We start from the raw sequence: 12,833 nt of genomic DNA on the forward strand, positions 1-12,833 counted from the left end.
ATTTAAAAACGCAATTTTTCATTATATAAATGCTATGTCATCATTAATCATACTTATAACTATGATATTTCCATCTAGTGAATCATGATGTTTAAACGCATCCAATGTTAAGCGTTTTTATTTTTCAATATTTTATATGCACGTTCTGCAGCTTTTTGTTCAGATTCTTTTTTTGTTTTACCTTTGCCTTCTGCTACGGCATCTTCTTCTAGAATCACTTCAGAAGTAAAAAGACGATGGTGCGCCGGTCCTTCTTCATTTATCAGACGATATGTGACATCTCCCTTATTTTGTCTATGCACATATTCTTGAAATTGCGTCTTAAAGTCTACAACACCGTCCAATTCATCATCTTCCACATATGGGAAAATGATTTGTTCAGAAAATTGCCAGACTGCCTCTAATCCTTGGTCTAAATACAACGCTCCGACAAATGCTTCAAACGCATCGGATACAAGTGAAGGTCGTGTTCTACCACCTGTCTTTTCTTCGCCTTTACCTAATAAAATTAAATCGTTGAGCTGAATTTTATTCGCAAATATTACAAGTGAGGGCTCACAAACAATTGTTGCACGCATTTTAGTCAAATTACCTTCAGGCAATTCTGGGTATTTATCAAATAAATAGCGTGAAACCGTCAATTCTAATACCGCATCTCCTAAAAATTCTAATCGCTCATTGTGGTCAAGCCTGTTCATATTAAAGTCATTGATAAAGCTTGAATGAGAAAAAGCTTGTTGATATAAATCTACTCGGTTAAAATCTAAATTTAATTCTTGCATCTTTTTTTCAAACTTATTTTGGAATGTTTGTACCATTTCTTTCTTTTTTTGATTGGTCAATCTAGTTCCTCCTCAGAAATAGCGCTAGGATTCTGTATACCTTTATATTTTACGTGAAATCACATCAAAACTAAAGAAAAAACTGTTGTTTTTCGCATGTAAAACAGCGACAAGTCATGGATGTAGTTAATATCGAAGGTACAAAAAATCATGCGTTAAGTTTCATTGATTCTATCAAAAAAACAAAAAATCTGAGCCGTAATGACAACGACTCAGATATTTGTTTATTATTTTTCAATACTGTTGATAAATTTAACTGCGTCACCAACTGTGTTGATTTTTTCAGCTTCTTCATCAGGAATTTCAGTACCAAATTCATCTTCTAATTCCATAACTAATTCAGCGATATCAAGTGAGTCAGCGCCTAAATCATCTTTGAAAGATGCATCTTCAGTTACTTTTTCAGCGTCAACACCTAAACGGTCAACGATGATATCTTTTACTTTGTCGAAGTTTTCCACGTCGATTCACCTCCTTTAAAAGTCTATTGATAGACTTTTATATTTTCCCATTTTATCAATTGAAATACAAGTAGTATTTCAATTGATACACTAGAAATACACATAATCTACTAAATTTGACAATTATACCGTATCATGACGCATGTGTCAGACATCCAAAATGACATTTTACTTAAAAAATATAATCAGTCATACCACTATTGTTTAAAAGCTTGTAGCGATGATTATTTTTTCTAAATCGACTTACATGTACATGCCGCCATTGACATGAATCGTTTGTCCAGTAATATATTTTGCTTTCTCTGAAGCTAAAAACGCTACAGTATTGGCTATATCAGAATCTTCACCAAATTTAGCTAATGGAATTTGTTCTAACATTTGTGCTTTGAGTTCCTCACTTAAAGCATCTGTCATATCAGAAACAATAAAACCAGGTGCTACAGCATTCACTGTAATATTTCTAGAAGCTAACTCTCTAGCTGCTGATTTAGTCAATCCAATTACACCCGCTTTTGTAGCAACATAGTTAGCTTGTCCAGGATTACCTACTGCACCCACGACACTTGATAAGTTAATAATTGAGCCACTCTTTTGTCTTAACATTTGTGGTGTTACTTTTTGAATACAATTAAATACACCTTTTAAATTTGTATCAATGACATCGTCCCATTCTTGTTCTTTCATTCTCATTAATAAATTATCGCGTGTGATACCTGCATTATTAACAAGCACATCTACTGAACCAAATTGGCTAACGACTTCTTTAATCATCGCTTTAACTTCGTCACCATTTGCAACGTTTGCTTGAATTGCAAAAGCTTCAACGCCTTTAGCTTTGATTTCTTCCACAACAGCGTCTGCTTTTTCTTTATTTCCAGCATAGTTCACTGCAACTTTATAGCCTTCTTCCGCTAATTGTATAGCAATACTGCGTCCTATTCCTCTTGAAGCACCTGTAACCAATGCACTTTTAGTCATTTTCATTCCAACCTTTCACATCTTCTAATGTTTGAATTGAGGTAACTTTTACATTTTTATTAATTTTTCTAATTAATCCTGAAAGTACTTTACCAGGACCAATTTCGAGGAAATTATCAACACCTTGTTCAATTAACCACTCTGTAGAATCAATAAATTGCACTGGTGAATATAATTGTTCAATCATATGCGCTTTAATTACATTTGCATCTGTTTCACCTTGTGCATGCACATTTTGTACAACCGGGAATTGAGCATCAGACCACTCAAACTGGTCAATAAAATCTGCAAAATCATCTTTGATAACTTGCATCATTGATGAATGGAATGGACCTGAAACTGCTAATGGCATTACACGTTTAGCACCTAGCGATTTCCCTTCTTCAACTAACTGATCAATCAATGATTTATGGCCAGATACAACAATTTGACCCGGTGAATTGATATTAGCTGGTTCAATAATTTCACTCTCTGTAGAAAGCTGTTTACAAATTGCGTCAACCGCTTCATAATCCAGTCCAAGTACGGCTGCCATACTACCCACACCATCTGGAAAGGCTTCTGCCATAAGTTGACCACGTTTTCTTACAATTTTTACTGCATCTTCAAATTTCAATACACCACTTGCAACTAAACTCACATATTCCCCCAGACTATGTCCCATAGTATAATCTGCATTTAAATCATTAAGGGCGTTTAATAAAGCTGAACTATGCGTTAATAAAACTGGTTGCGTATTTTCTGTTTGGCCTAACTTTGCTTTTTTATCTGTAAACATCGTTTCTAAAATATCAAAATCCACAGCGTTTTGGGCTTGATTTAAAATTGTAGTCGCTGCTTCATTATGTTCGTATAAATCATTCGCCATACCAACTTTTTGAGAACCTTGACCTGGAAAGATAATTGCCGTTTTACTCATTTTCTGTACCCACCGTTTCTTTCATTGTTTTCACAATTTCTTGTTCACCAGCAATTTTTGCCTGACGAATTGCAGAATAGAATGCTTTTGCACTTGAACTGCCATGTGCTTTTACTACCGTACCATTTAATCCTAACAATACTGAACCACCATATTCTGCATAATCCATTTTTGTCATTAAACCGTTCAAGTCTTTGCGTAAAATCAGTGCTGCCATTTTATTTTTAAAACTACTTAACAGTGTAGATTTAAACATTTTACCCATTGCTTTTGCAACACCTTCTAGATTTTTAAGAATCATATTACCTGTATAGCCATCAGTGACTACAACATCAGCAACATCATTCATTAAACCTTTCGCTTCGACATTACCTGTAAAGTTAAAATCATGTTGATCTTCCATTAAACGGTATGCTTTCTTAGTTAAACTATTACCTTTCGCTGCTTCTGTACCAATATTTAACAAGCATACAGATGGTTCAGCAATACCTCTAATTTTTTGAGCGTAAATATTACCCAACTGAGCATATTGCAATAAATGTTCTGCTTTTGCATCAGCATTAGCACCTACATCCATAAATACAAAACCTTTACCTGATACAGTCGGTAGCGTAACAACCAATGCAGGTCGTTCTACACCTTTAATACGACCAACGATGAATAGTCCAGCAGACATCAGTGCGCCAGTATTACCAGCAGAAACACATCCATCGGCTTCACCCGACTTAACTGCTTCAGCCATACGCGCCATAGAGCTGTCTTTTTTACGTTTAATTGCTCTTACTGGTTCATCATCCATCGTGATAGATTCCGTACAGTGACGCACTTCTACACGATCATGTTCTAATGTACATTGCGATGAATCTCCAAATAAAATTATTTCTAAATCTTTAAAATCATTAACCGCTTTTTCAACAGCTTCCAAAACGATTCCAGGTGCATCATCCCCACCCATCATATCAATCGCTAATTTAACCATTTTGTTCATCCTCACTTGTATAATACATTTTGAAAGTTCCTTTAAAAACGAGCGTATCTTTTACATATGATCGCACTTTTATCGTATAAAATTTATCTCTAATTTCAATAGTTTGTGCATCAGCACGTACCGTTTCATTTAATTTTACTGTTTTTATAAATGTTACATTACTATCTCTTGTTAAAACAACTGGTTTATGTATCAGTGCCACACACAGGGAGTTTGCTTGTGCGAACAATACATGTCCTCTAGCAATTTTATTTCTAGTAAACACAGATTTTTCGTCTATTCTTATAATTGAAGTGGCAGTTTGATCAGGTTGTACATTGATTACATCCCCAATAATTTCACTACCTTCTATAGAGCGAATACTTTCGTAATTTTCTTTTGCAACAGTTTTAATGCGTGTTCTTAGCTCAGGAATATTTAAATGTGTACGATCAAGTCTAATCGTTTGAATACTCACCGAGAACAACACACTTAAATCTAAGTCAGTAATAAAAGGATTTTTCTCTATTTCATTTTTTATTTCATTACGTCGTTCTTGTTTTTTTAATTTCATCGCATTCAAACTCCCATGTTTTTAGTACCAAGTCTTAAACATTCCTAACATATCATAACACTTTCTATTTCATTTGCTCAACAAAAAACATATGCTGTCGCTAAATTAAATTTGCTTTAGCATTAGCTCAATTTAATAATAAGTTTTTTATATAGTATCAAAAAACTCTTTTAACATTACTATTTTATTACAAATGTAACAATTAAAAGATTATTTGTAGTGCACTATTGAAATAAAAATATTTGGAACGTATAATTCAAAATAATTTAAAGGGTTGTGATATTTTATGTAAATAAATATTTATATGAAAAGCAATTGTTTCTAAAGCCAAAAGATTAATAATTAGGAGGATTACATGATGAAGAAATTGATTACCACAACACTCGTAACATGTTCACTGATATCTGTCACATCATTACAAGCACACGCGCAAGAAAACAATAGCATCAAACCAGAAAGTCTCAAGAAACCCATAAATACAAAAGTTCATAATGATCAAGATGTAAAAGCATATTTACAAAATAATACATCAAAGATTATCAAGGAATCTAAAGAATCTGGAAATGCTAATGTTCAAGATAATGCATTTGAGCAATATGAAATTACAGATAAACAACAAGACCCTACTGGAATCACTCATTATACCTTGAAACCCAAAGTCAATGGTATAACTGCTGAAGATAGCGCATTAAAAGTTCATGTAAACAAACAAGGTGATGTCACTTTAATAAACGGTAGCATTGATAAACCAACTGTCAAGGTTGACAACGAAGTGAAAATTTCTGCAGTTGATGCTGAAAATAGCGCATTTAAAGCTATAGGAAAAAACAAGGCAGATGTTAACAATATCAAAGGCTACGATATCGTAAATAAAAACAAATTAGATATTAACAGCGACAGTCAAAAACTTGTATACGATGTTGAATTAAACTATATTTCACCTAAGGCCGCTCATTGGAAAATTCAAGTCGATGCTAGCACTGGAGAAATATTGAATAAAGAAAATGTCATCAAAAATGCCTCAGCAACAGGAAAAGGTACAGGCGTGAACGACGATGAAAAGTCACCATTGAATTTAACAGAGAATAATGGTGAATACACATTAAAAGATACAACGCAAAATGCAGAAATGCATACACAAACTGCTAATAATACTACAGATGATTTTTCAGAAATCACAAACGATAGTAATAATTTCGACAAGGAAGAACACAAGGCTGGCGTAGATGCACATTATTATGCTAATGAAGTGTATAACTATTATTTAGATAAACATCATCGTGATAGTTATGATAACGCCGGAGGAAAGATTGACTCTGTCGTACACTATGATAAAGATTACAATAATGCTGCGTGGACAGGGCAATATATGATATACGGTGATGGTGATGGACAAACCTTCAAAGCATTATCAGGAGCCAATGATATCATCGCTCATGAATTAACACATGCCGTAACTGAGCGTACGTCTAACTTAAAATATCAAGATCAATCAGGCGCTTTGAATGAATCATTTTCAGATGTATTTGGGTATTTTGTAGATCCAGATGACTGGTTAATGGGTGAAGATGTATATACACCTGGAACTGAAGGAGATGGTCTTAGAAGCTTAAAAGACCCTGAAAGATATAATCAACCGGCACACATGTATCAAGATCAATCAGGTAGCCAGGATAATGGTGGTGTACACACAAATAGTGGTATTCCTAACAAGGCTGCATATCTGACAATTAATGAAATTGGAAAAGATAAAGCTGAACAAATTTACTACCTTGCATTAACTCAATATCTGACGCAAAATTCAGAATTTTCAGATGCTAAAACAGCTTTAAAAGAAGCCGCAAATAAACTTTATGGTGATAATAGCGCTGAAGCTGACGCTATTGATAAGGCTTGGACAGAAGTTGGCGTAAATTAAAAAGCCTGTTAGATAATTAATTATCTAACAGACTCCCACAATAAATCATATTCTAACTTCGGATGGCATTCGTAAATAATTAAATTATTTACGAGTGTCATTTTTATTTAGAATATAATAGAAAGTATACAATGGATTTCCATGAAATACAAACCAACAATTTTTAATCAAAACTCATATACAATAAATTTTCTTCAATAAAAGATTTTAATATATTATATTGTGGTTCAAAGAAGACACCCGACTGTATTAATTCGGCGGCTTCATCTCTAGCAACTTCTAGCATTTTATAATCTTCCACTACATTTGCAACCAAGAAATCAGGTAAACCGCTCTGCTTTACACCAAAGAAATCGCCTGGCCCCCTCATTTCTAAATCACGTTCACTAAGTTCAAAGCCATCTGTAGTCTGGGTCATGATATTCATACGTTCAATACCTGTTTCTGTTTTCGGTGATGCGATTAATACACAGTAACTTTGTTGTTCACTTCTCCCCACTCGTCCACGCAATTGATGTAACGTAGACAAACCAAAACGATCAGCATCATATATCATCATAAACGTCGCATTTGGCACGTTCACACCTACTTCAACTACCGTTGTTGACACTAATATATCAATTTCATGATTGCTAAATCGTTGCATCACTTCATCTTTCTCATCTGAATGTAATTTACCATGAAGCAGACCAACCTTTTCAACTCCATAATATGATTGCAATGATTCATATAATTCAACAACATTTTGTACATCTTCAAGATGCTCTGAACTTTCAATCAGTGGGCAAATGACATAAGCTTGTCTACCCTTCTTCAGTTCTGAAGTCATTTGATTTAATACACTTTCATAAGCCTCATGCTTAGACCAAGAAGTGATGATTGGTTTTCTACCTTTAGGCAATTGTTTAATTGAAGAAACATCCATTTCACCGAATACTGAAATGGCTAATGTTCTTGGTATCGGCGTTGCTGTCATAAATAAGACATTGGTCATAGCACCTTTTTCTCTTAACAACTGTCGCTGATTAACACCAAAACGATGTTGTTCATCTGTAATAACAAGACCCACATTATTAAACTTAACATCATCCTGAATTAATGCATGTGTTCCAATGATACAATCAATTTCATTATTATTCAGTTGTTCTAATAACAGCTTCCGTTTTTTGCCTTTAACAGAGCCAGTCAATAAAGCCACGTTCATTCTATCACCAAATAGGTCAACTAAACTTTCTGCATGTTGCTCCGCTAATATTTCTGTCGGAACCATTAAAGCTGACTGATAGCCTGCTGTTTTCAAGGCATACATACAAATAGCAGCGACAACTGTTTTACCAGAACCTACATCGCCTTGTAATAAACGATGCATGCGAATGGGTGCTTTCAAATCTCTGAATATTTCATTCACGCTATGTTTCTGAGCGTCTGTTAATTCAAACGGTAGACTATCTATAAAATGTTTAACTAAATTAATATCATAGTCTACGTCAATTGCTTCATCTGATGTTTTTTCAAGACGATTCAACCACTGCATTCTTAATTCAAACATAAATAATTCTGTGAAAGCATATGTTCTACGTGCTTTCAGTAAAGATGCTTTATCAGTTGCAAAATGCAAAGCTTTAATTGTATCTTCTAAAGTTTCTAATTTGTATTTTTTTCTTAAGTCTTCAGAGAGCCATTCTTGAATCGTCACCTGATCTAGTACCTGTCTAATCATATCTCTTAAAGGCTTTTGTTTAATACCTTCTTTAATGCGATATACAGGTTCATATTGTCCGCTCTCATCCATTTGTTGGCTAAAAAACATTCTGTTACCGTTGATTTCTTGCTTTGCTCTATTCCATTTTCCTTTGACTGTTACGGTTCCATGTAATTCTATTTTCTTTTTTAAATAAGGCTGATTGAAAAATGTGCATTTCACAGCAATTTGGTCGACCATGATATGTACTGTTAATTTAGATTTATTACGACCAAAAAAAGCGACAGTTGGTGTTGAATAAACTTCACCCACCACTGTCACTATCGCTTGATCTTCAGCTTCATTTAAGTCAATTACAGTATTATCTTCGTAACGTGTTGGTAAATATAGAATTAAATCTTCAACAGTATGAATATTTAATTCATTCAATACTGCTAAGCGTTTCGGACCTAATCCTTTTATTTGAGATAATGGAAATGGACTTTCAATTAAATTGACTTTTGACATAATTAATCACCAAATATTTCTTGTTTTAGGCGCTGACCCGTAGGTGTACCCGCTAAACCTCCACGACCTGTTTCACGTAGAGCGGATGGCATCGTTTGACCGATTTTATACATTGCTTCAATCACTTCATCTGTAGGAATTCTTGAAGTCACACCTGCCAAAGCCATGTCCGCAGATACGATTGCGTTTGATGCACCTGCAGCATTTCTCTTAACACAAGGTACTTCTACTAAACCAGCTACTGGATCACATACTAAACCTAGCATATTTTTCAAACAAATTGCAAAAGCTTCAGCTGACTGTTGCGGCGTTCCACCTGCAAGTTCTACAGTTGCTCCAGCTGCCATCGCCGCAGCTGAACCGACTTCTGCTTGACAACCACCAGCAGCACCTGAAATAGATGCATTATTGGCAACAACAAAACCAAATGCACCTGAAGTTAATAAGAAATTTAACATATCTTTTCTTGATGGTTCTAAACGCGGTTTAAGACCAAATAACACGCCTGGTACAACACCTGCAGAACCTGCTGTAGGTGTTGCACAAATTTTCCCCATAGCTGCATTGACTTCATTTGTCGCAACAGCTTTACTAACTGCGTCTAACAAAGTTGGTCCTGCGAGTGATTTCCCCGTTTTCAAATATTTTTTAATTAGTAAAGCATCTCCACCAGTGAGCCCTGTTGTAGATGTAACCCCTGCTAAACCTTCGTCTAAAGCATTCTCCATCGTTTGTAAGTTTTTGTCCATATGTGCATAAACATCTGCTTCAGATAGTCCTGTAACTTCCATTTCTTGTTCAAGCATAATTTCATGGATTTTTTTATTTTGCTCTTCACACATTTCTACTAATTCTTTCACACTTTTAAACATGCAATACCTCCATTAGGCGTCTCCCATGAGTGAAACCGTCACTACACCATCGACGTTTTTAATTTTCTCTATTGTTTCATCATTCACTGCATCATCTAATTCACAAGTCATTAATGCTTGATCGCCTTTTTCTTTCCTAGATACTTGCATACTACCTACATTAATACTTGAGTCTCCCAGTATATTGGCTACACGACCAATAGTACCAAACGTATCTTTATGGAATACAAGTAATGCCGGGTAATTACCACTAATCGCGATATTGAATCCATTGATTGCTACTACTTCAATTTTTCCGCCACCAATTGAAACACCCTCAACGGATATTTCTTTGTCTCCATCACGCATATTAATAATAGCCGTGTTCGGATGTGATCTTTCTTCTGCCATTTCAATAAAGTTGACTTTCATCCCAGCTTCCTCAGCAGTTTCCAAACTTGTTTGTATACGATCATCATCAGTATCGTAGCCTAACAAGCCACCGACTAAAGCAACATCAGTGCCATGTCCTTTATATGTTTCCATAAATGAACCATAAAGATATATATCAGCTTGTTTCGGTAATTGATTAAATAAGTCTCTAGCTACTAAACCTATTCTCACTGCGCCTGCAGTATGAGAAGACGAAGGGCCTACCATTGTAGGACCAATTATATCGAAGACTGTTTTATATTTCATAATTATACCCCACTCTTATTTTTAATGTTTCTAAAGTGTTGCGCTTTCATTCTTAAACATCTTGTTTATTATAACAAGTTCAATAAACATTATAAACCAAAACTGGTTGTATTGTTCTTATTAAATGCAAAATTAAATTGCTAACAACCTTAAAACCATTTAAAAAATGTCATTATTTCAAAAAAATATGGAAGTAAGAATTAATCAAATTTTAAAATCTGATTTTCTCACTCCCATCTGTAACATGACTGATATAGTCGATGTTTTTCCTTTTGAAGTCATATACTATTGTATAAATGATACTCTTTTAAGATTCTAATGCTGTGATTTATATTATTCTACAGAAAACAAATATTGATAAACAGGTTGTTGACCATCATGTTGTTCTAATTCAACGTCTGGATATGTTGCTTCCATCCAATCTTCAATGTCTGAAGTAACTGTTTTATCAGCATCCATACCAACGATCATCGTAATGATTTCACTATCTTCATTAATCATTTCTGCCATTAATCCCTTAACCGTTTCAAATTGATCAGCATGACTTGTTACAATTTTATCCTCAATCAAGCCCATAAATGCGTCTTTTTTAATTTCAACACCATCAATTTTAGTATCTCTCACAGCGTATGTCACTGAACCAGAACGTACTGCTTCTAAAGATTCCACCATTCTTGATTTATTAGATTCGAGTGAATCAGTTTCATCGTAATTAAATAACGCAGCAATGCCTTGTGGTATTGATTTGGTCGGAATGACTATAGTATCAGCTTCTACAATTTCAGCAGCTTGTTCACTAGCCATTAGAATGTTTTTATTATTAGGTAAAATGATTGCACGTTTACATTGTGATTGTTCAATAATCTTGACAATATCTTCTGTTGATGGATTCATTGTTTGTCCACCACTAATCATGTGTGTCGCACCCATTGACTTGAAAATCTCTGAAATACCTTCACCCATGGAGATTGCAATGACTGCAGTGTCGACTGCCTGCGTTTCTTCTGTAGATATTGCTTTGCCACCGTCATGTTCTTTTTTCACAACTTCACGATGTTGTTCACGCATATTTTCGACTTTTAACTTAATTAATTCACCATACTGTTGACCATAGTTAAATACGTCACCTGGTTTTTCTGTATGCACATGCACTTTAACAATTTCCTCATCGTTGATAACTAATAAAGAATCCCCAAACTGGCTCATGTCTTCTCTAAAATTCTGCTCATCAAAGGTTTTTTTATTTTTTCCAAAACGAACCATCATTTCAGTACAATAGCCATAAACGATATCTTCCGTATTAATTACGCCATGAAAATCATGTTCTTCATTAACTAAAGACTCTTTATTTAATTTTGGTGACTGTGCAGATATCGTTTCACCTTTTAATGCTTTTAAAAATCCAGCGTAAACAATAGCTAAGCCTTTACCTCCACTATCTACAACACCGACTTCTTTTAATACTGGTAATAAATTCGGTGTGTTTTCAAGTGAGACTTCTGCTTCTTCGAGAATGTAAGCCATTAATTCAATACAATCGTCGGTTTCTTCTGCCTTTTGTATAGCTGCATCAGCTGCATCTCTTGCTACTGTTAAAATCGTTCCCTCAACTGGTTTCATGATTGCTTTATACGCTGTATCTACACCTGCTTTAAAACTTTCAGCAAATTGTTTAGCATTAATTGTTTCATATGTTTCTAAACTTTTACTAAACCCTCTAAATAATTGTGACAAAATCACACCAGAGTTCCCTCTAGCACCCATCAATAAACCTTTAGAAAATGTCTTACCTAGTTCACCAATTTGTTGAGATAAATTGTTTTCGACTGCTTCTCTCCCTGATGTCATCGTCAAATTCATATTCGTCCCAGTATCTCCATCTGGTACTGGATAAACGTTCAATGAATCAACTAAGTCTGCATGATTTGATAAATTTTGCGCCCCTTGTATAATCATCTCGGCAAATAATTTACCATCTATTTTGCTTACCATTGCGTAATGTCCTCCTAGTTTTTCGTGCCATTATTAATGCGCACACCTTGTACAAATATATTGATTGAATTTACTTTTATTTTTAATGTTTGTTCTAATGTATATTTTACTGTTGATTGTACATTGCTAGCTACTTCAGATATTTTTGTTCCAAAGCTTACAATAATGTACATATCTACGTCAACAACGCCATTATCTTCTCGTACAATGATACCTTTAGCATAATTTTCATGTCCGAGTATTTCTGCAATGCCATCTCTAACTTGTTGTCTAGAAGCCATGCCTACAATTCCATAACATTCTACTGCTTTACTACCCACAACTGAAGATATTACTTCGTTTGAAATGTCTATACTACCGTAATCATTTGTGATTTCTAATGTCATAAAATAGGCCTCCTAAGTTTATGGTTATATCATAATC

General features: G+C 34.5%; 12 protein-coding genes. 1 reads left to right on the forward strand and 11 read right to left on the reverse strand.

Annotation, left to right across the window (positions count from 1 at the left end; genetic code table 11):
• Positions 1–107: 107 nt before the first annotated feature.
• From rnc to fapR, 6 genes are all read right to left on the reverse strand, one after another.
• Complete coding sequence (rnc, locus tag SSP_RS07780) at positions 108–842, reverse strand: ribonuclease III (protein ID WP_011303283.1); 735 nt, start codon at positions 840–842, stop codon at positions 108–110.
• A gap of 227 nt (positions 843–1,069) precedes the next feature.
• Positions 1,070–1,303, reverse strand: a complete 234-nt coding sequence (locus SSP_RS07785; RefSeq protein WP_002483492.1) for an acyl carrier protein — start codon at positions 1,301–1,303, stop codon at positions 1,070–1,072.
• A gap of 243 nt (positions 1,304–1,546) precedes the next feature.
• Positions 1,547–2,281 carry a 3-oxoacyl-[acyl-carrier-protein] reductase gene (fabG, locus tag SSP_RS07790; protein ID WP_002483493.1) on the reverse strand — a complete coding sequence of 245 codons (735 nt, stop codon included), beginning with the start codon at positions 2,279–2,281 and terminating at the stop codon, positions 1,547–1,549.
• Positions 2,274–3,200: an ACP S-malonyltransferase gene (gene fabD, locus SSP_RS07795; RefSeq protein ID WP_011303285.1), complete on the reverse strand. Its 927-nt coding sequence runs from the start codon at positions 3,198–3,200 to the stop codon at positions 2,274–2,276. Before fabD ends, fabG begins: the two co-directional genes overlap by 8 nt.
• Positions 3,193–4,179 (reverse strand): phosphate acyltransferase PlsX, encoded by a 987-nt coding sequence (plsX, locus tag SSP_RS07800; RefSeq protein WP_011303286.1) that lies wholly within the window; start codon positions 4,177–4,179, stop codon positions 3,193–3,195. Before plsX ends, fabD begins: the two co-directional genes overlap by 8 nt.
• Complete coding sequence (fapR, locus tag SSP_RS07805) at positions 4,172–4,741, reverse strand: transcription factor FapR (RefSeq protein ID WP_011303287.1); 570 nt, start codon at positions 4,739–4,741, stop codon at positions 4,172–4,174. The genes plsX and fapR overlap by 8 nt, the downstream gene beginning before the upstream one ends.
• Positions 4,742–5,096: 355 nt before the next feature.
• Between fapR and SSP_RS07810 the strand changes: the two genes are divergently transcribed.
• Complete coding sequence (locus SSP_RS07810; RefSeq protein WP_011303288.1) at positions 5,097–6,659, forward strand: M4 family metallopeptidase; 1,563 nt, start codon at positions 5,097–5,099, stop codon at positions 6,657–6,659.
• 163 nt (positions 6,660–6,822) lie between these two features.
• Here SSP_RS07810 and recG read toward each other — a convergent pair whose 3' ends face one another.
• The 5 genes from recG to SSP_RS07835 form a co-directional block, all read right to left on the reverse strand.
• Positions 6,823–8,868 carry an ATP-dependent DNA helicase RecG gene (gene recG, locus SSP_RS07815; protein ID WP_011303289.1) on the reverse strand — a complete coding sequence of 682 codons (2,046 nt, stop codon included), beginning with the start codon at positions 8,866–8,868 and terminating at the stop codon, positions 6,823–6,825.
• Positions 8,869–8,870: 2 nt separating this feature from the next.
• Positions 8,871–9,740 carry an L-serine ammonia-lyase, iron-sulfur-dependent, subunit alpha gene (sdaAA, locus tag SSP_RS07820; protein WP_011303290.1) on the reverse strand — a complete coding sequence of 290 codons (870 nt, stop codon included), beginning with the start codon at positions 9,738–9,740 and terminating at the stop codon, positions 8,871–8,873.
• Positions 9,741–9,752: 12 nt separating this feature from the next.
• A complete protein-coding gene (gene sdaAB / locus SSP_RS07825) occupies positions 9,753–10,418 on the reverse strand; it encodes an L-serine ammonia-lyase, iron-sulfur-dependent subunit beta (protein WP_011303291.1) in 666 nt (221 codons plus the stop codon).
• Between the two features lie 333 nt (positions 10,419–10,751).
• Positions 10,752–12,410 carry a fatty acid kinase catalytic subunit FakA gene (fakA, locus tag SSP_RS07830; RefSeq protein ID WP_011303292.1) on the reverse strand — a complete coding sequence of 553 codons (1,659 nt, stop codon included), beginning with the start codon at positions 12,408–12,410 and terminating at the stop codon, positions 10,752–10,754.
• Between the two features lie 14 nt (positions 12,411–12,424).
• Positions 12,425–12,796, reverse strand: coding sequence for an Asp23/Gls24 family envelope stress response protein (locus SSP_RS07835; RefSeq protein WP_002483502.1), 372 nt, complete (start codon positions 12,794–12,796; stop codon positions 12,425–12,427).
• Positions 12,797–12,833: the final 37 nt, after the last annotated feature.

This window comes from Staphylococcus saprophyticus subsp. saprophyticus ATCC 15305 = NCTC 7292 (genome assembly GCF_000010125.1).
GTDB lineage: Bacteria > Bacillota > Bacilli > Staphylococcales > Staphylococcaceae > Staphylococcus > Staphylococcus saprophyticus.

Coding starts and splice junctions, on each gene's coding strand:
- recG (WP_011303289.1), bottom strand. CDS start 8,868: ATGTCAAAAGTCAATTTAATTGAAAGTCCATTTCCATTATCTCAAATA.
- fapR (WP_011303287.1), bottom strand. CDS start 4,741: ATGAAATTAAAAAAACAAGAACGACGTAATGAAATAAAAAATGAAATA.
- sdaAB (WP_011303291.1), bottom strand. CDS start 10,418: ATGAAATATAAAACAGTCTTCGATATAATTGGTCCTACAATGGTAGGC.
- fabD (WP_011303285.1), bottom strand. CDS start 3,200: ATGAGTAAAACGGCAATTATCTTTCCAGGTCAAGGTTCTCAAAAAGTT.
- fakA (WP_011303292.1), bottom strand. CDS start 12,410: ATGGTAAGCAAAATAGATGGTAAATTATTTGCCGAGATGATTATACAA.
- SSP_RS07835 (WP_002483502.1), bottom strand. CDS start 12,796: ATGACATTAGAAATCACAAATGATTACGGTAGTATAGACATTTCAAAC.
- SSP_RS07810 (WP_011303288.1), top strand. CDS start 5,097: ATGATGAAGAAATTGATTACCACAACACTCGTAACATGTTCACTGATA.
- sdaAA (WP_011303290.1), bottom strand. CDS start 9,740: ATGTTTAAAAGTGTGAAAGAATTAGTAGAAATGTGTGAAGAGCAAAAT.
- fabG (WP_002483493.1), bottom strand. CDS start 2,281: ATGACTAAAAGTGCATTGGTTACAGGTGCTTCAAGAGGAATAGGACGC.
- plsX (WP_011303286.1), bottom strand. CDS start 4,179: ATGGTTAAATTAGCGATTGATATGATGGGTGGGGATGATGCACCTGGA.